Raw genomic sequence first — 24,873 nt, 5'->3', positions numbered from 1 at the left:
TTCATGTCCGCACGTCTTTATTCCTTCATTCTTGTCACGGCCTTTAGCGGCGTGGTGCTTTTGTGGCTGGCCCTGCAACTCCCCGGCGGTGCCTCTGTAACCACGCTCATCGGCCCGCGCACATGGCCGCTGGCTGTGATCCTTGCGATGCTGGCCTTTGTGGTGCTGGCTTTCGTTCTGCTGATCCTGCGCGGACCGGATCACTTCATCACCAAAGACGATGATCTTCCGCCCGAAGAAACGGTCCCGGACGAGGCTGTCGTGCGCGAAGATGCAAGCAGCTACCGCTGGCGCTTTCTTGCGGTGCTGGCTGTGACCGTTGCCTATACGGTTGCGATGGAATTCACCGGCTATCTGGCCGCCACAGCCGTGTTCGCGGCAATTGTGAACGTTATTCTGGGCGAACGCCGCCCGTTGCGCATCCTGTTTACGACGGTTGCCGCAGTTTTGATGGTCGCCCTTGTGTTTGACCGCCTGTTGCACATTCCGTTGCCCTGACCCCACGCGTGATCACCTGAAAAGGACATAAAATGATAGAAGACCTCATCGGTGGCTTGGGCGTCGTCATGCAGCCGCTCAACCTTTTGATCCTGGCCTCTGCGGTGCTGATCGGCTTTGTCGGAGGCGCTTTGCCCGGCATCAGTGGTGTCATTTTGGTAGTGATCCTGCTGCCAGTGACCTACACGATGGAGCCCACTGGCGCCTTTATGTTGCTGACAGCGATCTATGCCTCCAGTGTGTTTTCCGGCCTGATTACGGCGATCCTTTACCGTGCGCCCGGCACCCCCGAAGCGGTGATGACCGCGCTTGACGGTTACCCGATGACGCAGAAGGGTGAAGCGGGCAAGGCGCTTGGTATTGGTATCCTGTCCTCGGCTTTTGGTGGCATCGTGGGCACCATAGTGCTGATCGTGGCCACGCCGATGCTGGCGGATATTGCCTTGCAGTTTTCCTCGCCCGAATTTTTTGCGCTGGCCGTTCTGGGTCTGACAGTTGTCGCCTCACTTGGCGGCAATCTGTTGCTCGGGCTGATTGGCGTGTGTATCGGCCTGCTGATTGCCTCTGTCGGTCTGGACCCGCTGACAGGAACGGCGCGGTTTACCTTTGGCAGCCTGCATTTAATGAGCGGGATCAACCTGATCCCCGTTATCATCGGCCTGTTTGCGATTTCCGAAGTGCTGAAACGCTGTCAGGAGGGAGACATCCACCTGTCCACGAAATCCTTCAAGATCCGCATTTTTGACTGGCCGGTGATCCGCGAAATCCGTGGCACCGTCGCGCGGTCCTCTATTATTGGTACCGCAATCGGCATCCTGCCGGGCATCGGGGCGTCCACCGCCGCTATGGTGGCTTACAGTGAAACCGTGCGCTGGTCCAAGGACCGTAAACGGTTCGGGCGCGGGGCACCCGAAGGCGTGGCGGCACCGGAATCCGCAAATAACGCGGCCGCCATCGGTGCGCTGGTGCCGCTCTTTGCGCTTGGTATTCCGGGGTCGGGCACAACGGCTGTTATTCTGGGGGCGTTCATCGTACACGGCCTGACTCCCGGACCGACCTTCATGACCGGCAACAGTGATCTGATCTATGCGGTGTTTGTGGGGCTGATGCTGGTCAACGTGCTGATCCTTGTCTTTTCCAAACCCTTCATTGCGGTGCTGTCCAAACTGCTGGATGTGCCATATTCCGCCTTGGGTCCGGTCATTGTCATCTGCTGTATTGTCGGCACCTATTCCGTGCAGAATTCGATGATGGATGTCTGGCTGATGCTGGGGTTCGGACTGGCGGGTTTCCTGCTTGAAAAGATCGGTTTCCCGCTGGTGTCCATCATTCTTGGCGTGGTGCTCGGCCCGATAGCGGAAAGCGAGTTGCGCCGCTCTCTGGCGATGTCGCGCGGGGATTTTTCGATCTTCGCAGAAAGGCCGATCAGCGCGATCCTGCTGGGCCTGGCCGTAATTCTGGTCAGTGCGACTGTACTGGCCCCGATGCTGCAACGCCGCAAGTTGCGCAAGACCGCGGCAAAGCAAAGCTGACGCCGGCACCCTGCAATGCACAAAAAACAGCCCCGTAGTTCAAAACTGCGGGGCTGTTTATTATCAGGCTATAGCCGGATCAAACGCTTTCGGGCAACAGGGCGTCCGGGATATTCTGGTAACAGACCGGCCGCAGGAAGCGACGGATGGACAATGTACCAACCGAGGTTGCCCCAAAGTTTGTCGAAGCAGGGTAGGGGCCGCCATGTACCATACTGTCCGCCACTTCTACACCTGTTGGAAACCCGTTCACCAAAAGCCGTCCGGCCTTGCGCTCGACCAGCGGCATCAGGGATCTGGCAAGGTCGGTATCGCCTTCGTCCATATGCAGCGTACAGGTCAACTGCCCCTGTATGGACTTGGCAATCTGCGCCATCTCATCCGTATCCCGCGCTTCAACTATAATACCGAGCGGGCCGAAGACTTCTTCCTGCAAGTCGGTATCGGCCAGCCAGTCACGGGCCGTGACACGGTAGAGGCCGGGCTTCGCGCTGCGCCCCTCACAAGGGGTCACAAGGATTTCCGTGATCGTATCAGTGCCGGACATCCGTTCAACGCCACGGCGGTAGGCCTGTGCAATGCCGTCTGTAAGCATGGTTTGTTCGCCCGAATCCCTCAGCGCGTCAGTGGCAGCGCCGATGAAAGCCTCGGCCCCTGGCAGGACAACGGTCACGCCCGGATTGGTGCAGAACTGGCCCGCCCCCATCGTCAGTGATCCTGCCCAATTCGCGCCGATCTCGGCCCCGCGGGATTTGGCGGCTTCGGGCAACAGAAACATGGGGTTAACCGAACCGAGCTCTCCGAAAAACGGGATCGGGTTGGGCCGCGCGGCACACAGATCAAACAAGGCACGTCCGCCTGCCAGCGATCCGGTAAATCCGACCGCATTGATTAGCGGATGCTGCACCAGTGCGGCGCCGGTTTCACGGTCTCCGTCCTGCACCAGACTGAAAACACCGGGGTGAATTCCGGTCTTTTCTATCGCGGCATGAACAGCCTCGGCGATGATTTCACCTGTGCCGGGATGGGCCGGATGACCCTTCACCACCACCGGACAACCTGCGGCCAAAGCGGCGGCTGTGTCCCCGCCGGCAGTTGAAAAGGCCAGCGGAAAGTTGGACGCGCCAAATACCGCCACAGGCCCGATGGGGCGCTGGATCATCTTCAGATCGGGACGCGGCAGGGGGCTGCGATCCGGCAAGGCTGCATCGTGCCGCCGGTCAAGGTATTCTCCGGCAAGGATGTGATCCGCGAACAGGCGCAACTGCCCCGTTGTGCGGCCCCGTTCTCCTTGCAGGCGGGCTTCCGGCAGGCCGGATTCCTGCGTGCCTATTTCTGTGATCGCATCGGCGCGGGCCTCGATCTCGTCGGCAATCGCGTTCAGAAAATCCGCGCGGGTCTGGCGGTTGCTGTAGCCGAAAGACCAGAAGGCATCTTCGGCAGCGGCACAGGCCTGATCCACAAGATCGGGTGTGCCTTTGAAGAATGTGTGTTCCGGCCCGTGGGCAGGGGAGGAGGTAAAGGTTTCTCCACCTCCGACCCAAGTGCCTGCGATCAGGTGTTTTCCATGTGGCGTAAAGTTCATCTTTTTTCTTTCGTCTTGAAGGGGAATAGCGGGGGAGGGCGCGATCAGGATTTTTCGGGGTCAAGCAGGGTGCTGATGTAATCGCCCCCGCGCCCGCGTGTTTCCAGATCGGACAGCCGGTCTGCGATGACACCGGCCAGTGCGGTTCTTTCCGGCGCGACAGAATTTACGAGGTCGCGGGCATAGCGCAGGTCTTTGGCGGAATTGCCGATCGTGAATTTCGAACTGTCAAACCGCCCTTCCAGCGCCGCCGGAACCGTCTTTTCCAATGTGCCGGAGCGCGCCGCCCCCGCCATCATGATTTCAAACAGGGCATGGCTGTCGACGCCCGTTTTGCGGGCGCATTGAAAAGCATCCGACAGCAGAACCGCCGTTCCCTGCGATACAAGGTTGTTCAGCAGTTTGGCTGCATGGCCGCGACCGGCTTCCCCGAAGCGGCGCACCAGTTTCGAATAGCTGCCCACAAGGGTTTCAACCGCGCTGAAATGCTGTTCTGCGCAACCAACAAGCGAACTGAGGCTCCCTTCCTGCGCCTGTTCCGGCCCGCCGGTGACAGGCGCATCCGCAAAGATTGCGCCCCTTGCCTGCAGGCGTTCGGCCATAGCTTCGCTGACCTCGGGGCGGGAGGTAGAGGTATCAATCCAGATTTGTCCGTGACGGAATTGCGCCAGCACCTGTCCCGCAAAAGCCTCTACCGCTTCGGCGTTGGGCAGGCAGGTGAACACTACATCACAGGATTGCACCAGCGTGGCAGTGTCGGGGGCCTCACTGGCGCCTTGTGCGATGAGACGCTCCACCGGTTCACGGTTTCTGTGGGCGAGCAGGCTGACGGAATACCCGTCGGCAAGCAGGCAGGATGCCATGCCTGATCCCATCAGGCCGACCCCGACAAAGCCGATACGCCGACTGCTCACGCGGCGGCTCCGGCCTCTGCCTTGGCGGTATTGGCCATACGCACCAGTAGGTCAAATGCCTGTCGCGTTGCGCCCACATTGGCAATTCCCTTACCCGCAATGTCAAAGGCCGTGCCATGGGCGGGTGTGGCAACGGGGATCGGCAACCCACCGGCAACGGTGACACCCCGTTCAAAGCCCATCAGCTTGATCGCGATCTGACCCTGATCGTGATACATGGTCACAACCGCATCCACTTCGCCCCGTTTCGCCTTCAGAAAGACGGTGTCCGATGGCCAAGGCCCTGTCACGTTCATCTGCCGGTCCTGAAACGCGCGGACCACGGGTTCGATCACGTCGATTTCCTCGCGTCCGAACTTGCCGTTGTCACCGGCGTGCGGGTTCAGGGCCGCCACCGCCACATGAGGGCGCGTCCTGCCGGAGCGCGCCAGCGTAGCATGGGCAAGGTCGATCGCCTTTTCGATGCTTGGCCCGTCAATATTGGCGGCCACGTCTTTCAGGCCAATATGGCTGGTCACGCGTGTGGTCATCAGGTCGTCAAGCACGTTGATTTCGGAATGATAGCCGGTAAACCCGAGATACCGCGCCATATAGCGGTGTTCATCCTCTGCGTTCAGGCCTGCGGATGTCATGGCGGCCTTGTTAAACGGTGCAAACATCACCCCGTCCACCAGCCCCGCCTGCGCCAGATCAAGCGCCTTGTCGAGACACCGCAAAGAGGTCGTCCCCGCTGCCACTGTCACTTCGGCGATCCTGATGTCATCGGGCGCAATCGTGTCCAGATCCAGATGGGCAAGACCGCTGAAGGAAGCCACGCCGGATTCTTCGATTGTATTCAACTTCACAGGCATTCCGGCCTGCGCAGCGCCCTGCTGCCACAGATGTGCATCTCCCACCAGCAGGATATCTGCCGCCTCGCATACACTGTCTTCGGACAGGAGCTTGGCGACGAGTTCGGGGCCGATGCCGGACGGATCACCGGGTACTATTGCGATTTTGGGCCGCATCATTCGGACTCCCCTTTTGTATTGGCTTGTGCATCCGCCTCTGCTTTGGCGTTTGCAATGTTGGTTTCTGCGGTGCGCAGATGCTGTTTAAGTGCGGTTCGTGCAGCCGCCGCATCACGGGCTTTCAAGGCTGCAACAATTTCCAGATGCTCCCGGCGGGTGACATCCTGACCCGCTGTACGCTGGGAGGACAGGAAACGAACCCGCCAGAGCCTTGCGTTGTAAACTGCGTGGGTTTCATAGAGCGCATGATTGCCCGAGGCCGCGACGATCGCCGTGTGAAACGCCATATCGCGCCGGAAGGCTTCAAGCGGTTCATCCCCGTCGCGCAAATCGGTGATCGAGGTGTTCAGCTTTTCGATTTCTGCCAGTTCACTGTCGCTGGCGGTTTGACAAGCCAGTTCACCTGCCAGTGCCTCCAGTGCGCCCTGTACGCGTAACCAGTCGTTGATTTCATCCAGCGAAGGATCCGCGACAAAGGGGCGACGGGTCGGACCGTAAGAGATCAGACCTTCGCTTTCCAGAATGCGCAGCGCCTCTTTGAGCGGGGTGCGTGATATACCGAACGCTTCGGCCAGATCACGTTCCCGCACCGGCATTCCGGGGGCGAGTTTGCCCAGCAGAATAAATTCCCGCAGGTTGTCCGCCGCATCTGACGCCAGCGATTTACGGGGCTTCAACTCGGCAAAATTCCTCAGCTCGTAGGTCCAGCCAGTGTCATTCATGTCATTTCCCCCATTTCAGAACCATAGGATCAAGCGGCCGCAGAAGATCAATCATCCGGCTGCGGATCGCCGGGTGCAGGGGCGGGATCGGATGGCGGCAGAATTCGGATGCAATCACGCCGCCCTCGACCATCGCAGCCTTACACGATTGCCAGCCACACTGACGGTTCTCGTGATTGATGGCCATAGCAACGCGGCCATAAGCCTCTGTTGCACCAGCAAAGTCACCGGCGTGATGTTTGACAATCACCGGCTTGATCCGGTCTACGATCATGCCACTGGTCATCGACCCTGTTGCGCCGGCATCCAGATCCGCCAGTAGGGTGATGGCCTCTTCCCCGTCAAACGGGCCTTCAATGGCGTCTCCGCCCTGATCAATCAGGTCGCGGATTTTATTGGCCGCGCGCGGGCATTCGATTTTGAACAGCCGGACTTGCTCGATTTCCTGCGCCATGCGCACCAGCAAGGGCACCGGCAGATCGACACCCGACAGGGGCGCATCCTGCACCATGATGGGGATGCCTACCTTGCCGACAGCCGCAAACTGTTCAAAGCTCTGCTGCGGTGTCCCCTTCAACAATGCCCCGTGATAGGGCGGCATCATCATAACGATGTCAGCCCCCAGATCCTTGGCAAACTGGGCCCGCTCCACCGCAATCTGTGTTGCATAATGGCTGATCGTGACGATAACAGGCACACGCCCGCCAATATGTTCAACACAAAGCCGTGTCAGAACCGCGCGTTCCTCATCCGAAAGTAGGAACTGTTCGGAAAAATTGGCGAGAATGCAAATCCCGTCCGCGTCCTGATCAATCAGACAGTCCAGAACGCGTTTCATCCCTTCCGGATCAAGGGATCCGTCGTCGTGAAAAGGGGTTGGCGCAACGGGCCATATTCCGGTGTAATGGGTCATTCTGTAATCTCGAAATTCTTCAAATGTTTGTCAGAGATGCTGATCCCGAGTCCGGGCTTGTCGTCATCCAGTTGAAGATACCCGTCCACAGCTTCGGCATCGCCGTCAAAGATATAATAGAACAATTCATTCCCCACCTCGACATCGAAAACAGGGAAGTATTCGCTGATCGGGCAGTTCGTATTGGCCATTGTCAGGTGATAGTTGTGCATCTGCCCCGCGTGCGGGATCACCGGAATCTGGGCCGCTTCGGCAATTGCGTTGATCTTCTGGGCCGCCGTGATCCCGCCGACACGGTTGGTATCATATTGCAGGACGCTGACAGCCTTGCGGTTGATCAGTTCGGCACAGCCGATCACGCTGAATTCATGTTCGCCGCCGGAAATCGGGACAATGCCCATCGCGTTCAATTCGGCATAGCCCGCAACATCATCTGCAATCACCGGCTCTTCCAGCCAGCGGGGTTCGTATTTTTCCAGCTTGGGCAGCATCCGCTTGGCGTAATCAAGGTTCCAGCCCATGTAGCATTCCAGCATAAGATCAACGTCATAGCCCAGAACCTCACGCAGGGCCTCAACCCGTTTAAGGTTCTCGCGCATCCCTTTCATACCGTCCTTCGGGCCAAAGCCGAAACGGGTCTTGAACCCCTGATAGCCGTGGCTTGCGGCTTCTTCGGCTTCGCGCTGCATGGCGTCGATACTGTCTGCATAAAGTTTGGAATAATAGACGGGGATCTTTTCCTTGGTGCGTCCGCCAAGCAGTTTGAACACGGGCTTGCCCACCAGCTTGCCCATCAGATCCCAGATCGCGATATCAATCGCGCTGATCGCCGTCATGCCGATCCCCTTGCGGCCCCAGGCATGGGTGCGCCGGTACATCTTTTCCCAGATATAGGCGTAGTCAAAAGGGTCTTCCCCGATCACAAGTGGCGCATACCAATCGTCAATTGCTTTCTTGACCACACTCGGGGCAAGGGCGGCATTCCCGATGCCGATGGTGCCGTCTTCGGTTTCCACCTCTACGGTCAGCCACTGGTGAAAGCGGAAGGATGCCATCGCATCCCCTTTCATCCACAGGGCATCAGAAGCATTGGTGCAGAAATTCCCGTGTGGCGGCACAGTCGGGCCTTTCCAGTTCCAAACGCGGGTACGAACAGATTTGATTTTGGTCATGGATTACTCCCCAGTAGAAACCAGTGGGTCACGTTGCCGGAACAGACGGATAAACATCGGTCCGAACAGCGCGAGAAAGGTGAGAATGAAAAACAGAAGGCTTAGCGGGCGGGTGAACATCAGCCACCATTGGTCATCGAGCATGATCAGGGACTGACCAAGCCGCTTTTCGAGCATCCCGCCAAGGATCAACCCGATGGCAAGAGGCACAACCGAATAGCCAAAGCGGCGCATGAAATAACCGATAACGCCGGACACCAGTGCGATGTAAACATCCAGCATCGACTGCTGCAACGCATAGGCCCCCACGATCGAAAAGCAAAAGACGATAGGCCAGAGGATCTGCACAGGAACGAAAGTGACCCGTGCGAACAGTTTTGCGCCGAACAACCCGACAAAGATGAAGGTTATATTGACCAGCAGCATGGCCCAGAAGATTGCATATGCAAACTCGGCCTGTTCGGTGAACATGGTCGGTCCCGGCTGCAAACCGTGCACCATCAGACCGGCCAGAATAACCGCCGCAGTCGGGCTGCCAGGAATGCCGAGCGCAAGTGTCGGAACCATCGCCCCGCCCGTGGCAGAGTTGTTGGCCGCTTCGGAACCGGCGATACCTTCAATAGAACCCTTGCCGAATTCTTCGGGGGTCTTTGACCAGCGCCGTGCCTCGTTATAGCCAATCATCGACGCGACGGTCGCACCTTCAGCGGGCAGGATGCCGATGAACGTACCGATACCCGAACTGCGCAGGATTGTTTTCCAGACACGGGAATAATCCTCGCGGCTTGGCAGTTTGATGGCTTTCATCTGGATCAGCTTGCGATCGCCTTTGCGTTGCTCGGCCTGAACCAGAAGCTCTGAAATCCCGAAGATACCAATCATGACAGGGACAAACCCGATACCTTCGGACAGTTCGTTAAAGCCGAAAGTGAACCGCTCTACTGTGGTCAGAAGATCCTTACCTACTGTCGCAAGCAGGATGCCCAACGATCCGGCGATGATGTTTCGCAGCGGTGTGCCATCGCCAATAGAGGCCAGCATGGAAATTCCGAAAACGGTCAGGGCAAAATACTCGGGCGGCGCGAAATTATAGGCCATACGTGCCATCATCGGGGCGGCAAGCATCAGACAGACAACCGAGATGATACCGCCGATTGTCGAAGACACCGTCGCCATGCCAAGCGCACGTCCGGCTTCGCCGCGTTGCGCCATCGGGAACCCGTCCAGACAGGTGGTGGCACTGGCAGATGTACCGGGCGTGTTGATCAGAATAGCCGTGATCGCCCCTGCAAAGGTTGCGGCACAGTAAATTGTTGTCAGGATCGCAATGGCCGGAACCGGATCCATTGTGATCGTAAAGGGCAACAGCAGAGCTGCGCCGGTGGTAGCGTTCAATCCGGGCAACGCGCCGATGATGACGCCCCCCAATGTGGCCGCAAACAACAGGATAAGCAGTTGCGGGTCCAGAAGAACATATAGTCCTGCGAAGAAAGGTTCCATCAGGCTCACCCGTACCAAAGATTGGTTAACAGACCGCGCGGGAAGCGGATCTTGAAGACCAGATCAAACAGAAGAAAAATAAGCGCCGGACTGACGACAGCCACCAGTCCGATACCCCAGATGCGGCGCTCGCCCCAGGACCACGCAAGGCCTGCAGCAAAAACGCCAAGGCCAAGGAACAGGTCAACCTGCGCCACCAGCGCAAATACGACAAACAGTCCGATGCTGGTCCAGACGTTCATTTTAACGGGATCATGTTCGACCGGTTTGTCGAAAATCATCACCAGTACCGACAGGGCTGTAATCAGCAGCAACACCATCTGTGGAAAATCGGCTGGCTGCATGCCGCGCACGAATATAGGAGGGACGCGGTCGAATTGGGTCGTAAGCCAGTAGGCCACGATACAAAACGCAATTGTGCCGCAAGGAACCGCATAACGGGTCATCAATGGACTCCAGATCTTGGGGGAAAATCCGGTCCGCCATTTGGGGTGCGGACCGGCTTCTTTCGAAGGGTTACTCTATGAAGCCAAGCTCTTTGAGCGCGGAATTCATATCGGCCTGCATGGATGTTAGCTGCTTGCCCCAAACATCCGCGCCTGCGACAGAGGTTGAATCCAGTCCTACAGATGTCAGGAAGCCCTGATACACAGTGTGGTTCATCGCCTTGACCAAGGCATCTTCGATTTTAGCGGCCACTTCGTCAGGAGTGTCTGCATGCACTACGAAACCGCGAACGGTTGAATAGTTTGCGTCAATCCCCAGTTCCTGTGCAGTGGACACATCCGGCAGGCCGTTCATCCGCTCGGGCGCAAGAACCACCATCGGGCAGATATCACCGGCCGAGATTTGTGAGCCGGCTTCGGCGAGATTGAGAACCGCCACATCGACAGCACCGGCAACCAGTTGGGTGGCCAGTTCACCGCCACCTTCAAACGGGACGATTTTTGGGGTCGCCAGTTCGCCGCGGCGGGCAAACATGAAGGCGGACACATCGTCAATGCCGCCCAAATGGGTCGTGCCATAGGTCAGCGGCGTGTCTTTCTGTGCGTCGACAAATGCCTGAGCCGAGTCGTAAACCCCGCAGCGTGTCATCAGGATCTGAGGATCATCGGTACCCCGCGCGATCGGGCGCACGTCATCCAGTGTCATGTCGGTCTTGCCCAAAGCAACCGTAGCCGAATGGCCGATGGTGAAGGTCAGGATGCTGTGCCCGTCCGGCTCCTGCGTCAGGTAGTAATCCATGGCCGAAGCCCCGCCGCCGCCGCTCTTGTTAACAACAACCATATCGGTGCCGAGTTCACGGCGGGCGCGGATCATCATCATCCGTGTGGTTACGTCTGTTCCGCCACCGTTACCGGCGTGGGTGATTACTTCAATCGTCTTAGTTGGAAATTCATCTGCGGTAACTTCACCGCCAACAACAGCGGCGACCGCCGCCATAACAAGCAAATTCTTCATGGTGTCCTCCCTTGAATCAAGCGCAACTTACGCTCGACCAAACGTCTAGCATGGCATTTAAAATTTTGGAATACCAAAATTCCAAAATGCGCAGGAAAGAGGGTGGCGGGATTTATGCCACTGAATTTGTTTGATAATATCTTTCAGTGTAAAGCATGGGTCTTTGGGGTTTCAGGGCCAAGACCGCCCGAGCATGTCTTCGATTGCGCGTCTCTCACGCAAATCCAGCTCTGTGTGGGCCATGTCCGTTCTCCTTGCTTTTCAGCAAGATAGGGGATTTGTCGCAACCCAGTATAGAATGTGCCGTGTGGCCGCCCCTATTACGCATAATCATAATTATGTTAATTTATTAACTAGCCACTGCAGATTGCACGGTTTTTTAAATCAATCGTCCCCGTCGGGAAGAAGGTCAATTTCGATCCAGAAGGTTGTTCCTTCACCTTCTACCGAATGGAAACCGATGGTGCCGCCCAGCAACTCTATCAACCTCTGTGAGATATTCAGCCCGAGTCCGCTGCCTTTGATCGCACTGACCGTTCCCGGATTGACCTGATAGAATGATGAGAAGATTGCTTTTTGCTGTTCGTGCGGAATGCCCATACCGTGATCGACAACCTCGATCCGCGCCTTTTGGCCCCGTTTCTTCAACCTGATTTCGACGGTCTGTCCTGCCGATGAAAACTTGGTAGCGTTGGAGATCAGGTTAACGAGAACCTGAACAACCCGGGATTCGTCTGTCAGGGCGATCAAACCCGTATCCTGCGAGTCTATGGCGTAGTTCACCCCGAACCGCTCTGCGTAGGGTTGGCAACTTTCCACGGCGCTGGCCACGATTTCGTTCAGGTCTGCCCGCTCGGGATTTATAGTGACCTTTCCTTCCTCTAAAGCCTGTGCGTCCAGCACGTCATTGATCAGCGCCAGAAGGCGATCCCCGTTGCGGGATGCAACATCAATCAGTTTGAGCGCCATTTCATCCTCTGCATCGCCGGCAAGACGCCGTTTTAACAAGGAGAGCCCGCCAAGGATGGACGTTAGGGGTGTGCGCAACTCGTGGCTGACCACCGTCATGAAGTTGATTTTCATCTGGGCCGCGGATGATGCCTCTTTTGCCAGTTGGCGCATTGCTGTTTCGGCATTCCTTGCCCTCCTGAGATCAAGCAAAAGCAGGATCGTAAAGGTAAGTATCAGGCTGAAAATCGTGACGCCCAGAAAACGCAGCGCATTTGACAGGGACAGCAGGCTTGCACTGGCTTCGACCGTCGAATCTGTTTTGGCATGGGCCACATTTAGCAGGAAGGCCCGTATTTTCTGGTCATACCCGTCAAGTTGCGCGAGGATGTTCTCCACCAGTCTGACGCGTTCTTCGTCAGACAACGACACGGCGGACAGACCTGCTATCGCCGGTTCGATTTCCACAAAGGTTTCTTTAAGGTTCGTGACGACTTCATCGCTCACCCCAAGGGTTTTCAAGGTGCGGGGCAGTTTTCCGGTTTTAATGATGTTTATTCGGCTCCATGCGATATCAAACCGCAACCCAATGGATTCGCTCGTTTTGTAGCCGAGTGCAAATTCTCCCAAGTCATTTTGCAAACGCAGCAGTTCAAATTGCAATTGTGAAGCAACCCACAACGGATCGCTTTGTCCGGAAGGTTGAATACTGCGCACCTTGCCGTTCAGCTCATGGACAGTCGACATTCCAAAGATTGCCGCAGCCAGAAACAGTGTCAGAAGCACACCACGGATTAATTTACCGAAAGAGATCACTTCACACTTATGCTCGATAGCTGCCAGATCAGCCTGTCACTGTATAGGCTGTCCGAAAGTTCGGGATGGTCGTCCATCGGATAAATGACCCAGATCGGCCCCTTGTCTCGCACCGACATTTTTTCGCCATTCTGATGGACCGCAAGAATAACATCATACTTGAAGGCATCCGATGCGGGCACATCGACAGAGAAATCGTTCAGCGCGGTCATGCGCAACATTGCGTCTTCTTTGATACCCGTTTGCTCAAGCACGTATCGCAGGCTCGGCCCCTGAAACAGGGTGCTGCCCTCCACGTAATGGTTGTTGGTTGTTACTGTCGTCTGCGGCATCGACAGAATATCGTCGAGCGAATAGCTCTGCGATGTGGAATGGGTGGAAACCGTCAGAATTGCCTGAGCGAAACCTGATACCGGCATTGCAAGGAAAAATGCGGAAATAACGGCTATAAGATAATTTCGGAACTTCACAATAAAACCCTCACTGGATACGCTCGACTTGTTAAAACTGATGTGGCTTCTTTTGATGCCTTGGCCACAAGCCAGACTTGCGTACGGCAAAATCAGATCAGCTTTGAGTTGAATTCAGGATAGGGGGCGGGAACGCTTGCTTGTCAATAGTTCAGGGTCCGATTTTCACTTATTTCCGCGGACTGTTGATCTGCCGACATGGTTTGCCCCGGAAGGGAAGCAGTATTTATCCTTCGAATTGATTTTCCGGAAGAACAATCTTCCAAACAAATTGAAAGCACTGCGACACTGGTCCTTTCTTCCGGCGGCCCATTGAAGCCGTTTAGATATGTGTTACCTGCCGCTTCAACGAACGGAGAAATAACATGAAAAAATCAGTCGCAGTCGCAGCATTCGCCCTGTCTTTTACTTTGGGCACGGCTCACGCAGATACACTGAACGTGGGTATGTCAGGCGGGTACTTTCCCTTTACCTTTGTCAAACTCGACAAACTGCAAGGCTTTGAAGTCGATTTTATGAAGGCCATCGCAGAAGAAACCGGAGATGACGTCAACTTTGTCACCATGTCTTTCTCGGGGCTGGTCGGGGCATTGGAAACAGGCCGGATCGACACAATTGCCAACCAGATTACAATTACGCCGGAACGCGAAGCAAAGTTTGCTTTTTCGCAGCCTTATGTTTTCGACGGCGCGCAAGTCGTGGTGAAAAAGGGCAACGAAGGAACAATCACCGGTGTGGAAGACCTGAGCGGCAAAACTGTCGCCGTGAACCTCGGCTCCAACTTTGAACAATTGCTCAGAGAGCTTCCGAATGCAGCCGATATCGAAATCCGCACCTATGAAAGCAACATCGCGCAGGATACCGCGCTGGGGCGTGTTGATGCCTTTGTTATGGATCGCGTGTCCTCTGCGCAGCTGATCGCAGAAAGCCCACTGCCGCTAAGCTTTGCGGGCAACCCGTTCAGCGAAATCCGCAACGCGCTACCGTTTCGTAATGATGCAGACGGTATCGCACTCCGCGACCGGATCGACGTGGCCATCACCACGTTGAAAGAAAATGGTACGTTGGCTGAAATTTCCGAAAAGTGGTTCGGAACGGACATCACGATAGCGGAATAATATCATGCGCGGTTTGGACGTTAATTACATGTGGGATTTGGTCCCCGTTCTGTTGGGGTATATCCCGCTAACGCTTTTCATGGCGTTGGTCGGGATGTTTTTCGCCCTGATACTGGCCTCCCTTCTGGCCGTCGAACGGGTTTTTCGCGTGCCGGTTCTGGATGTTTTTGTGCGTCTGTTCATCAGCTTCTTTCGCGGCACCCCTCTTCTGGTGCAGTTGTTCCTGTTCTATTACGGGCTGCCGCAGGTTCTGTCGTTTCTGACGACGATTGATGGTGTCACAGCGACCATCATGGGGCTGACACTGCACTTCTCGGCCTATATGGCCGAGAGCATCCGCGCAGCAATCCTTGGCGTTGACCGCAGCCAGTGGGAGGCTGCGCAAGCCGTTGGCATGACGCAAATGCAGATGATGGGTCATATCATCCTTCCCCAAGCGACCCGCGTGGCGGCACCGACTCTGGTCAATTACTTCATTGATATGATCAAAGGGACATCGCTGGCGTTCACGCTGGGGGTCACCGAACTGATGGGCGCGACCCAGAAAGAAGCCGCGGGCAGCTTTCTCTACTTCGAGGCCTTCCTTGTTGTGGCTGCAATCTACTGGATTATGGTTGAAACCCTGTCCTTCGCCCAACGTCACTTGGAAACCTATCTGAACAAGGCTTATGCAAGATGACATCACAGGCTGCCATTTCCATCAAAGGTCTGCGCAAATCATTTGGCGAGACCACCGTTCTGGACGATATCTCTTTGGATATCGCAACCGGCGAACGGGTGGTTATCATTGGACCGTCGGGTACCGGAAAATCGACCTTGCTGAGGTGCCTGAACTTTCTTGATAGACCGGAGACAGGCGTCATCCGGGTTGGGGATCTGACCGTTGACGCCGAAACGGCTTCACGTTCGGACATTCTTGCACTGCGGCGCAGAACCTCCTTCGTTTTTCAGAACTATGCGCTCTTTGCAAACAAGACCGCACGGGAAAACATCACCCAAGCGCTCGTGACCGTTAAGGGCCAGTCCAAAGCGGATGCCCGCGCCCGCGCAGACGAGACCCTGCGGGAAACCGGTTTGATCGACAAAGCGGAATCCTATCCGGCGGCGCTGTCGGGCGGGCAACAGCAGCGTATCGGTATAGGCCGCGCAATGGCGCTGGATGCCGAATTGATGCTGTTTGATGAACCTACCTCCGCGCTTGATCCGGAATGGGTTGGCGAAGTTCTCGACCTGATGCGCCGTGTTGCCGAAAAGGGCCAGACGATGTTGATCGTCACGCATGAAATGCAGTTCGCCAAAGAAATTGCGGATCGGATCATTTTCATGTCCGACGGACAGATCGTCGAACAAGGCACGCCGGAAAACCTTCTTGAAAATCCACAAGACCCGCGAACGCAGGCCTTCTTACGGCGCGTGGCAAAGACCGGACCCGCTTAATCAGGTACGCGGAAAGTCGTCCGTTATCTGCTGCACCACTTCGCGTGTGAACGCGGCGCTGTGATTGCTTGCCCCCCTGCCGGCTTCCTTGTCTCAAAGTGAGGGGGCAAAGCGTCTACAAATTAAGCGCATTTCGCCGGTTTTGGATCGGGAAGAAAAGCTACACTGACTTCGCTCCTTCCACACCCTTCGGGGCCTACCATTTCGTCGCATTTAACCTCCGCGAAATTGGATTAGGTTGAAGGCAACCACGCGATACTTTGCGTTGGTTGTCAGCTACCTTGAAGTTTGCCGGTGAAGCACAATCTTCAGCGGCATCTGTGGAAAGGCACCCCATGTTTGACTCGTTTGATGCTGTTCTTCTCGCGCGGATCCAGTTCGCCTTTACGGTCAGTTTCCATTTCCTGTTTCCGGCTTTCACCATTGGCCTTGCAAGTTACCTTGCAGTGCTGAACGGCCTGTGGCTGTGGACGAAAGAGCACAAATACCTCGATCTTTTCCGTTACTGGACTAAAATTTTCGCACTTGCTTTCGCTATGGGAGTCGTCTCGGGCATTGTGATGTCTTACCAGTTCGGCACCAACTGGTCCGTATTTTCGGATAAGGCGGGGCCGGTTATCGGTGCGCCTATGGCCTATGAAGTGCTTAGCGCCTTCTTTCTGGAAGCAGGTTTTCTTGGCATCATGCTGTTCGGGCGGGACAAAGTCGGTCCCGGTTTGCACATGTTCGCCTGTAGCGCCGTTGCGGTGGGGACGTTTTTCTCGGCGTTCTGGATCATTTCGGTGAACAGCTGGATGCAAACGCCGGCGGGGTTTTCAATTGATCCGGAGACCGGCCAGTTCATGCCGGAGAACTTTCTGGAAATCGTCTTCAATCCGTCCTTCCCCTATCGTCTGGCCCATACGGTCACGGCCGCCTATCTGACAACGGCGTTCATTGTGGGGGGTGTCGCAGCGTTTCACCTGTTGCGCTATCGCAGAAAAGCCGAGCCTGTGGGCGCCGCCACCAAAACCATGTTCTCTATGGCCATGTGGATGGCGGCGATCGTGGCACCGGTACAAATTTTCCTCGGAGACATGCACGGGCTGAACACGCTGGAACACCAACCTGCCAAAGTGATGGCGATGGAGGGCCATTTCGAAAGCCACCCCGACGGCGCACCGCTTTATCTGTTTGGCATACCGAACCAGAGCGAACAGCGGCTGGACTATGCCGTGGGGATACCAAAGCTAAGCTCCCTGATCCTCAAGCACGATCTGGATGCCCCCCTTGACGGGCTGGATACTATTCCGGTTGCGGACCAACCCCCTGTCGGCATCGTTTTCTGGGCCTTCCGCATCATGGTTGCCCTTGGCTTCGGGATGCTTGGCGTCGGGTTGTGGTCTTTGTGGGCCCGCTGGCGCGGGCGTTTGTTCGACAGCCCGTGGCTGCACCGCGCTGCCTTTGCAATGGCCCCTTCCGGACTGGTTGCGGTTCTTGCCGGATGGGTCACAACAGAGGTCGGCCGCCAACCGTTCACGGTTTACGGGCTGTTGCGCACCTCCCAAAGTGCGGCACCTCTGGACGCGGCGGCTGTTGGTACGTCCCTGATCGCTTTTATCGTAATCTATTTTGCAGTGTTTGGCGCAGGAACCTTCTATATCCTGCGTCTGATGAACCATGCACCGATGTACGATGAGCCGAGCCTGAAAGACATTACCGAAGGCCCCGTTCGCGCCGCAGGGATTTCCCCTGCACATGAAGACAGGGCACACCACCCGCAAGACACCCAAAGGGGAGAATGAGACATGCCACTTGCTGATGGAATCTCTTTTGATCTTACACTCGTCTGGGCGTTTCTGATTGCCTTTGCCGTGCTGGTCTATGTCATCCTCGACGGCTTCGACCTGGGGCTTGGCATGTTGTTTGCCAGCGAACGGAAACGGGACGATCGGGATGTGATGATGAATTCTGTCGCGCCGGTCTGGGACGGAAACGAAACATGGCTGGTGCTTGGCGGTGGCGGCTTGTTCGCCGCCTTCCCGCTGGCCTATGCGCTGATCCTGCCCGCGCTTTATGCACCGATTATTGCCATGCTGCTGGCCCTGATCTTTCGCGGTGTAGCCTTTGAATTCCGCTGGCGCACCGAAAGGTGGCGCCGCGTTTGGGATATCGCCTTTATCGGCGGGTCCGGCGTGGCTTCGCTAAGTCAGGGCATCGCGCTTGGGGCCTTATTGCAAGGTATTCAAATCGACAAGGCCGCTCGGACTTACTCCGGTGGTTGGTGGGACTGGCTGACGCCGTTTTCCCTGACCGTCGGAGTTGCTGTCATGGTGGGTTACATGCTGCTGGGGGCGACGTGGCTGGTGATGAAAACCAGCGGAGACCTGCAAGAGCGGATGCGCAAGCGCGCATGGACGCTGGGCCTTGCCACTGTCGGATTTATCGGCGTTGTCAGCCTGTGGACCCCGTTCCTTCAGGAAGGCTATTACAGCCGCTGGTTTGAGGGTTGGAACATCGCGCTGGCGGTTCTGGTCGGATTGGCGGTTATAGCGCTGGCCGCAATGATGTTTCGCGCCTTGCACATACACCGGCACGACCATTGGCCGTTCATTCTGACACTTGGCATCTTTGCGTTGTGTTTTGTCGGGCTCGGGGTTTCCATGTTTCCTTATGTGGTTCCGACCGAAGTAACCATCTACGAGGCGGCAGCGCCTTATAAGGCGCAACTGTTCATGCTGGTCGGGGCCTGTGTGTTGATCCCTGTTATTCTTGCTTATACCGCTTACGCCTATTGGGTCTTTCGCGGTAAGGTCGATCCACAAGCAGGGTACCACTGATGACAGCGCCGAAAACGCCGGAACAACCCCGGCCGCACCAGCCTGCGCAAAGCCTGCTGCGGCGACTGGGTTGGTTTGTGCTGCTCTGGCTTGCAGGGGTTGGCACGGTTGGCGCACTCGCTTTTGTGATCAGGTTGTGGATCACCTGAAACGGGGCAGTCAGGCTTTGCCGCCTGCCCGCCCCTTTCCTGCAAACCGCGCTATTCCTTCAGTGCAGCGACCACGGCATCCGGCGTGATGGGCAGGCTGCGCAACCGCGCTCCGACTGCGTTATAGATCGCATTTGCGATTGCAGGGGCGATAACGGTTGTGCCCGGCTCTCCCAGACCGACAGGCACTTCACTGCTGTCCACAAACTCGATCTCCATCTCTGGCGTGTCGATCATCCGCAACGGGGTGTAGGTACCAAGGTTCCGGTCCACCACATTGCCGTCTTCAAAGCGCGTCCCTTCATAAAGCGCCATAGACAACCCCCACAGTGCGGCACCCTCGCATTGGGCAAGCGCGCTGTCAGGATCAACCACAGTACCGCAATCAAAGCTGAGCCACATTTTCTGAATGTCGATGTAACCGGTATCCCGATTGACGTGCAGTTGCACCGCACCGCCTACCCAAGTGGGCATGGTGCGGGACTGACCGAATGTTGTGGCAAGTCCGATGGCCGTATCTGCCGGCAGATCGGCGTTGCCGTAATTCGACATTTCCGCGACACGGCGCAGCACATTGGCCTGCCGTGATGCACCGCCCACCGAATTGGGCGCAGAGCCCGCATTTTGCCCCTTCGCAGTCAGATGTTTCAACCGGAAGGCCAGCGGATCTTCTCCGACGCGATGGGCCGCTTCGTCCATAAAGCTTTCGACCGCAAAATTCGTCCAGCCCGGCCCCACGGACCGCAACCAGCCCGGGCGGAAGGTCGCGTTGGCCAGATCGTTGGAAATCGCCCGCACCCGCAGTGCGCCGACATCATACCAGTGGTCCGCACCGTCAATGGCGAAGGGATCATAGGGTTCGTCGTTCACACCCTTTGGCATGAAGGAGGGCACCATCACCTGTGTGGGCCATCCGGCAGCGGCGTTATGATCCATACCCGTTACGGCCTTTGCATCGTCAAAGGCCATACGCAACTGCTGCACCGAAGGGGATCGCGGGCTGTCAAACTTCGCATCGTCTTCGCGCATGAACACCAGTTTGACAGGTTTCCCGCCCAGTGCCTTGGAGGCCAGCGCCGCCGGAACCGCGTAATCCCCGTTCAGGCGTCGGCCAAACCCGCCACCAAGCATATAGGTGCGCATTACAATCTGGTCGGCAGGCGCCTCAAGGGCTGCCGAAAGGGTCGGCAGGATCAGGGATTGCCACTGGTTGCCGGTGTGGATTTCCCAGACACCGTCTTCGTTCCGGAACACTGTCGCATTGGCCGGTTCCAACTGGAAATGCAGAACGGTTTGCGTGACATATTCAGCCTCCAGCACATCCGCCGCTGCATCAAAGGCCGACGCGCTGTCAGGATTGTCCGAAGGCAGGATCGCGCCGTAATTTTCATCCGCAATCAATTCGCGGGAGCGGGCATTGATGTCTTCTTCGCTGACACCTGCGTGCTCTCCTGCCTGCCAGTCGACCGTCACGTAATCTGAGGCGGTTTTTGCCGCCATCAGGGTTTCCCCCAACACCACAACCCAACCGGGCACCGTGCCGGACGGGTCTTCAAGGGTGATGGTCTGCAGATAGCCTTTGACGTCCTTTGCCCCGCTGTCATCGACGGAAACCACTGAAGACCCCAAACGCGTTGGCGGGATCAGCGGCACGGCATAGACCATCCCGTCCACCGACGCATCCAGACCGTAAATTGCCTGACCGTTGGTTTTCGTATCAATATCTAGCGCTTTGACATCCTTGCCAACAAGCCGGAGTTCGCCGTGGGGTTTCAACGGGAGCGCGTTTAACTCTTCTTCGGTGAAAGAGCGCTGCAAGCCTTCAGCCACGAGCGACGCATAGCTTTCCGTGTTGGTGCCATCGCTGACAGTGCCATCGCGCGCCTCACAGGTCGACGGATCGACGCCCCATTTTTCTGCTGCGGCTTCGATCAATGCAACCCGGCCAGCGGCACCGGCCTTCCGGTAAACCGGCCAGCTTTGCCAGACAGACCAGCTGCCGCCCGTTACCATCGTACCCCATTTTTCGGCGCTATCCACATGGGTGATCCGCACGTTATCCCATGCCACTTCCAGTTCATCTGCAAGGATGCGCGCGATTGCTGTGCCAACATGCTGGCCCATTTCAGCGCGGATAATGTTCACATTGACCAGGCCTTCGCTGTCAATCCAGTACCAGATCGTCGGCTCGAAGGTGGCCCCGTCAGGTTTGGGCGGAACACCATCTGCGGCTTCAGGGTCCATTGCGGCCTGCCCTGTCAGAGGAAAGCCGAATGCAGCACCCGCAGCCGTTGCCGACACAAGGAAGCCGCGACGGGTAAGATCCGATCCTGATTGGGTTTGCGCACCGGCGGAGCCGGTCACGGTGCTTGTGCTCTGTCGCAGACGGGAAAGAAGATTAGCCATTGTCAGAGTTTCCTTGTGTCATAGCTGCTGCCGCTTCGCGGACAGCGTTGCGAATGCGCGGATAGGTCATGCAACGGCACAGATTTCCTGTCATCACCGCATCAATGTCTTCGTCTGTCGGGGCGGGAATATCTTGTAGCAGGGCAGCAGCCTGCATGATCTGGCCGGACTGGCAGTAACCGCATTGCGGCACCCGCAGATTGCGCCATGCCTCTTGAACAGGGTGGTTATCCTGCGGGGACAGCCCCTCGATTGTTGTGATTGAGGTGCCTTCAACCGCGGAAACCGGCGTAATGCAGGACCGTGTCGCGCGCCCGCCCACATGAACCGTGCAGGCACCACACATGCCAATACCGCAGCCGAATTTCGTTCCTGTCAAACCGATCTCGTCGCGGATGGCCCACAGCAGGGGCGTGTCCGGGTCCGCATCGACACTGACGGGCTTTCCGTTGATTTCAAATTCTATCATCTGTCTGATCCCCTTCAGGATTATTCGGCTGGTGCAGCGGTATTGCTCAGGCGGGTAACGGTTTGAGCCAGATCAGGCCACGCAGGTTGGTTCGCGCGGGCATCCCGCAAATAGGCTGCAATTGCGGTTATTTCCGTCGGGCTGAGCGCATCGCGAAAACCCGGCATAACCACCCCGTCAATGCCTTCCGGCCCGCTGACGCCGTCAAGGATCACATGGATCAGGTTGTCCGGCGTATCCAGATTTGTCGCCGAGTTGATGCCGAGATCGGGGCGACCTGCCGCAATCTGTTCCGTGTTGTAATGGCAAGAGGCACAGGCGGTTGCATATAACCGCTCGCCCTGATCCTTACGGTACTGCGGATCGGGCCGTCCCCGCTCCAGACTGCTGGCTACAGCCGAAGTGTCTACGGGATCACCATTGTTTGTCCCCGATTTTTCCCCGAGATAGAGGCTCAGTGCATCAATATCGGACTCCGGCAATTCGCGGATTCCAATGTGGACGACCGGCCCCATCGGGCCTGCAGAAATTCCGTGGTTGGCGGACACACCTTCTGTCAGATAGGATTTGAAATCCGCTGCTGTCCAAGGCACCGCAGAAGCGTTTTGGGGCGTCAGGGCGGGTGCCGTCCACCCGTTGATCTGTGCGCCCCCGTATTGGTCGCTTTCGATTTCGGCCCCCAACGGATTGCGCGGTGTATGACAGGCACCGCAGTGCGCCAGACCTTCGGCGAGATAGGCCCCGCGGTTCCATTCTTCCGAATGGGCCGGATCGACCGCGTAGTCGTCAAAATCTACAAACAGCAGCTTCCACCCTGCCTGAAGAAAGCGTAAATCCAGTGGAAACGGCAGTTCGTTTTCCTTGGTTTCCAGCTCCACAGGGGGAACTTCCGTCATGATGTAAGCGTAGATCGCATCCACATCTTCATCAGACATTTTGGTAAAATGGTTGTAAGGGAAGGCAGGAAACAGATGGCGCCCGTCTCTGCGGACGCCTTCTTTCATGGCGCGCCGGAAAGCCTCGGGTGAGTAGCTGCCGATACCGGTTTCCATCGCAGGTGTGAGGTTTGTGGCGTAGATCGTCCCAAATCCAGTGTCCATCGGATAGTTTCCGGCAAAGGGCGCTCCGCCCTCTGCTGTGTGACATTCGCTGCAATATCCCGCAGCCGCCAGCACACGCCCCTTCTCTACGATTTCGGGATCAAAGGCGGTCCGGCTGCTTGCGTCAACCGGTTCGATAGCTGGTTTATACGCGTAAATTCCGAACCCCGCTGCGCCGATAAGAATTACGGCGCTCGTCGCCCAGAATACGCGTTTTAACATGCTGCATTGCTCCAACTGTCGGAATTTAAAAGGTCACAGTTTCTGCTGTACTGGGCCCCAACGCACGGGCAGCCCTATGGTTCCATTTTTTTTTCAAATTCCGAAGAAGTCAGAAAGGCGTAGTAAATGCCTGTTTTTTAACCAACTTCAGGCATCCGTGCCGTGTTGTCGGATTCTTTGACGCTTGACAGGTTTATCTACCTACTGGTAGGCAGACAGCCAAGCATCACTTATATCGCCCGCCAGATCACAAGGACACGACCGTGGAAATTAACGCAGACTTTAGCGCCCGTGCCATTATCCATTCGGAACAGCTCGACTGGGTCGCGTCCCCAATGCCCGGTGTAGAGCGGCGGATGTTGGACCGCATCGGTGCAGAAGTCGCCCGCGCGACTTCGATCGTGCGCTATGCACCTGCCAGCCAGTTCTCGGCCCATACTCACACCGGCGGTGAGGAATTCATCGTGCTGGAAGGTGTGTTTCAGGACGAACACGGCGATTATCCCGCCGGCACCTACGTTCGCAATCCGCCCGCCACATCGCACACACCCGGATCAAAGGAAGGTTGTACGATTTTTGTGAAGCTCTGGCAGTTTGATCCTGCGGACCGCACCCAGTTCCGCAAATCCATGGCCGAAGAACTCGGGCCGACCCTTGATGGTGTCGCAACAGCCGAACTGCACCGAGATCCCCGCGAGATTGTTACCTACCACCATTTGGACGCGGGGGCTGTGCTGTCGAAATTCGATGCTGGCGGCATTGAAATGCTCGTGATCGGAGGCTCTGTTTTCGACGAAACCGACACACTCGAAAAAGGCGCGTGGTTGCGATTGCCAGATGGTCATCCCCTGGCCCTGACGGCGGGGCCGGATGGCGCAAAGCTCTGGATCAAAACCGGCCATCTGGCCTATGCAAAAGCACCGGAACTGTGAATATGACTCAAAAACCTCTGGCCCTTGTCGCTGGCGCTGGCGCGGGACTCGGACAATCCCTCTGCGCCCGATTTGAACAGGACGGATTTAAGGTTATCGGCCTCGGGCGGACAGCGCCTGACCGGCCTTCCGGTCTTTTTCAAACCCTTGATCTGTCGGATGCACAGCAAGTGCCCGATCTTGTGGCGGACCTGATAAAACAACACGGTGCGCCAAAGGTGGTGATCCACAACACAGCCGAACTGGTCATCGCGCCCTTTGGTGAAACAGGTCTGGATGATTTCAAGCGGACGTGGGCTTCGATGGTGCAATCCGCGTTCCTGCTGGCGCAAGCCACCCTGCCCGCAATGTTGCCCGAGGGCGGCTCATTTATTGTGTCAGGGGCGACGGCATCGTTGCGTGGCGGCGCAAGGTTCTCGGCCTTCGCAAGTGCCAAATTCGCCCTGCGCGGCCTGACCCAATCTCTGGCGCGGGAATTCCAGCCCCAAGGCATCCACGTTTGCCATGCAATACTCGACGGGATCATCGACACCGACAGATCGCGCAATTTGCACAGCCTCGATCCTGCAAAGATGATGAACCCTGCGGATATTGCCGAAGCATACTGGCAGCTGGCACACCAGCCCAAGTCGACCTGGACCCATGAACTGGACCTGCGACCTGCATCAGAGGGGTTCTAG

The 24,873-nt window shown here is 56.8% G+C and carries 24 protein-coding genes; 10 read left to right on the top strand and 14 right to left on the bottom strand.

Annotation, left to right across the window (positions count from 1 at the left end):
* Positions 1–3 precede the first annotated feature (3 nt).
* Both C0U40_RS13285 and C0U40_RS13280 read left to right on the top strand, forming a co-directional pair.
* Positions 4–498, top strand: a complete 495-nt coding sequence (locus C0U40_RS13285; protein WP_101656280.1) for a tripartite tricarboxylate transporter TctB family protein — start codon at positions 4–6, stop codon at positions 496–498.
* Between the two features lie 32 nt (positions 499–530).
* On the top strand, positions 531–2,030 hold the full coding sequence (locus tag C0U40_RS13280; protein WP_101656279.1) for a tripartite tricarboxylate transporter permease: 1,500 nt from the start codon (positions 531–533) through the stop codon (positions 2,028–2,030).
* Between the two features lie 79 nt (positions 2,031–2,109).
* Here the strand turns inward: C0U40_RS13280 and C0U40_RS13275 are convergent, their stop codons facing one another.
* The 11 genes from C0U40_RS13275 to C0U40_RS13225 all read right to left on the bottom strand — a co-directional run bounded on the left by C0U40_RS13275 (position 2,110) and on the right by C0U40_RS13225 (position 13,541).
* On the bottom strand, positions 2,110–3,615 hold the full coding sequence (locus C0U40_RS13275) for an aldehyde dehydrogenase (NADP(+)) (protein WP_101656278.1): 1,506 nt from the start codon (positions 3,613–3,615) through the stop codon (positions 2,110–2,112).
* Positions 3,616–3,659: 44 nt separating this feature from the next.
* The gene (locus C0U40_RS13270) at positions 3,660–4,529 is read right to left on the bottom strand and encodes an NAD(P)-dependent oxidoreductase (RefSeq protein ID WP_101656277.1); all 870 of its coding nucleotides are present in this window, start codon (positions 4,527–4,529) and stop codon (positions 3,660–3,662) included.
* Positions 4,526–5,539, bottom strand: a complete 1,014-nt coding sequence (locus tag C0U40_RS13265) for a 4-hydroxythreonine-4-phosphate dehydrogenase PdxA (RefSeq protein WP_286134972.1) — start codon at positions 5,537–5,539, stop codon at positions 4,526–4,528. The genes C0U40_RS13270 and C0U40_RS13265 overlap by 4 nt, the downstream gene beginning before the upstream one ends.
* Positions 5,536–6,261, bottom strand: a complete 726-nt coding sequence (locus C0U40_RS13260) for a GntR family transcriptional regulator (RefSeq protein ID WP_101656276.1) — start codon at positions 6,259–6,261, stop codon at positions 5,536–5,538. The genes C0U40_RS13265 and C0U40_RS13260 overlap by 4 nt, the downstream gene beginning before the upstream one ends.
* Before the next feature lies 1 nt (position 6,262).
* Complete coding sequence (locus C0U40_RS13255) at positions 6,263–7,174, bottom strand: dihydrodipicolinate synthase family protein (RefSeq protein WP_101656275.1); 912 nt, start codon at positions 7,172–7,174, stop codon at positions 6,263–6,265.
* Entirely contained in the window at positions 7,171–8,346 is a 1,176-nt protein-coding gene (locus C0U40_RS13250) for an L-rhamnonate dehydratase (protein ID WP_101656274.1), read from the bottom strand. Before C0U40_RS13250 ends, C0U40_RS13255 begins: the two co-directional genes overlap by 4 nt.
* A gap of 3 nt (positions 8,347–8,349) precedes the next feature.
* The gene (locus C0U40_RS13245; RefSeq protein ID WP_101656273.1) at positions 8,350–9,846 is read right to left on the bottom strand and encodes a tripartite tricarboxylate transporter permease; all 1,497 of its coding nucleotides are present in this window, start codon (positions 9,844–9,846) and stop codon (positions 8,350–8,352) included.
* 5 nt (positions 9,847–9,851) lie between these two features.
* On the bottom strand, positions 9,852–10,292 hold the full coding sequence (locus C0U40_RS13240) for a tripartite tricarboxylate transporter TctB family protein (protein WP_101656272.1): 441 nt from the start codon (positions 10,290–10,292) through the stop codon (positions 9,852–9,854).
* Positions 10,293–10,362: 70 nt separating this feature from the next.
* Entirely contained in the window at positions 10,363–11,307 is a 945-nt protein-coding gene (locus C0U40_RS13235) for a Bug family tripartite tricarboxylate transporter substrate binding protein (protein ID WP_101656271.1), read from the bottom strand.
* Between the two features lie 384 nt (positions 11,308–11,691).
* Complete coding sequence (locus C0U40_RS13230; protein WP_145991936.1) at positions 11,692–13,002, bottom strand: sensor histidine kinase; 1,311 nt, start codon at positions 13,000–13,002, stop codon at positions 11,692–11,694.
* Between the two features lie 65 nt (positions 13,003–13,067).
* Positions 13,068–13,541 (bottom strand): molybdopterin-dependent oxidoreductase, encoded by a 474-nt coding sequence (locus tag C0U40_RS13225; protein ID WP_286134971.1) that lies wholly within the window; start codon positions 13,539–13,541, stop codon positions 13,068–13,070.
* A 365-nt stretch (positions 13,542–13,906) separates the two neighbouring features.
* Between C0U40_RS13225 and C0U40_RS13220 the strand changes: the two genes are divergently transcribed.
* The 6 genes from C0U40_RS13220 to C0U40_RS13195 all read left to right on the top strand — a co-directional run bounded on the left by C0U40_RS13220 (position 13,907) and on the right by C0U40_RS13195 (position 19,064).
* Positions 13,907–14,659, top strand: coding sequence for an amino acid ABC transporter substrate-binding protein (locus C0U40_RS13220; protein WP_101656269.1), 753 nt, complete (start codon positions 13,907–13,909; stop codon positions 14,657–14,659).
* A 4-nt stretch (positions 14,660–14,663) separates the two neighbouring features.
* Positions 14,664–15,338: an amino acid ABC transporter permease gene (locus tag C0U40_RS13215; protein ID WP_101656268.1), complete on the top strand. Its 675-nt coding sequence runs from the start codon at positions 14,664–14,666 to the stop codon at positions 15,336–15,338.
* Positions 15,335–16,096, top strand: a complete 762-nt coding sequence (locus C0U40_RS13210) for an amino acid ABC transporter ATP-binding protein (RefSeq protein ID WP_101656267.1) — start codon at positions 15,335–15,337, stop codon at positions 16,094–16,096. Before C0U40_RS13215 ends, C0U40_RS13210 begins: the two co-directional genes overlap by 4 nt.
* Before the next feature lie 335 nt (positions 16,097–16,431).
* Positions 16,432–17,880, top strand: coding sequence for a cytochrome ubiquinol oxidase subunit I (locus C0U40_RS13205; RefSeq protein ID WP_101656266.1), 1,449 nt, complete (start codon positions 16,432–16,434; stop codon positions 17,878–17,880).
* A 3-nt stretch (positions 17,881–17,883) separates the two neighbouring features.
* Positions 17,884–18,915 (top strand): cytochrome d ubiquinol oxidase subunit II, encoded by a 1,032-nt coding sequence (gene cydB, locus C0U40_RS13200; RefSeq protein WP_101656265.1) that lies wholly within the window; start codon positions 17,884–17,886, stop codon positions 18,913–18,915.
* Positions 18,915–19,064: a DUF2474 domain-containing protein gene (locus tag C0U40_RS13195; protein WP_101656264.1), complete on the top strand. Its 150-nt coding sequence runs from the start codon at positions 18,915–18,917 to the stop codon at positions 19,062–19,064. Before cydB ends, C0U40_RS13195 begins: the two co-directional genes overlap by 1 nt.
* Positions 19,065–19,115: 51 nt before the next feature.
* Here C0U40_RS13195 and C0U40_RS13190 read toward each other — a convergent pair whose 3' ends face one another.
* Genes C0U40_RS13190 through C0U40_RS13180 form a run of 3 tightly spaced genes read right to left on the bottom strand, consistent with a single transcriptional unit; the run spans position 19,116 to position 23,261 of the window.
* Complete coding sequence (locus tag C0U40_RS13190; protein ID WP_101656263.1) at positions 19,116–21,470, bottom strand: xanthine dehydrogenase family protein molybdopterin-binding subunit; 2,355 nt, start codon at positions 21,468–21,470, stop codon at positions 19,116–19,118.
* Positions 21,463–21,939, bottom strand: a complete 477-nt coding sequence (locus C0U40_RS13185) for a (2Fe-2S)-binding protein (protein ID WP_101656262.1) — start codon at positions 21,937–21,939, stop codon at positions 21,463–21,465. Before C0U40_RS13185 ends, C0U40_RS13190 begins: the two co-directional genes overlap by 8 nt.
* Before the next feature lie 20 nt (positions 21,940–21,959).
* A complete protein-coding gene (locus C0U40_RS13180; RefSeq protein WP_101656261.1) occupies positions 21,960–23,261 on the bottom strand; it encodes a cytochrome c in 1,302 nt (433 codons plus the stop codon).
* A gap of 263 nt (positions 23,262–23,524) precedes the next feature.
* On the opposite strand from C0U40_RS13180, the gene C0U40_RS13175 reads away from it, so the two are divergent.
* A complete protein-coding gene (locus tag C0U40_RS13175) occupies positions 23,525–24,193 on the top strand; it encodes a cupin domain-containing protein (protein WP_101656260.1) in 669 nt (222 codons plus the stop codon).
* A 2-nt stretch (positions 24,194–24,195) separates the two neighbouring features.
* Positions 24,196–24,873 carry an SDR family NAD(P)-dependent oxidoreductase gene (locus tag C0U40_RS13170; protein WP_101656259.1) on the top strand — a complete coding sequence of 226 codons (678 nt, stop codon included), beginning with the start codon at positions 24,196–24,198 and terminating at the stop codon, positions 24,871–24,873.

The sequence above is a fragment of the Neptunicoccus cionae genome (assembly GCF_002860325.1).
Lineage (GTDB): Bacteria > Pseudomonadota > Alphaproteobacteria > Rhodobacterales > Rhodobacteraceae > Amylibacter > Amylibacter lutimaris.
The sequence above is the reverse complement of the archived record's forward strand: the minus strand, read 5'-3'. Positions and strand labels throughout refer to the sequence as shown.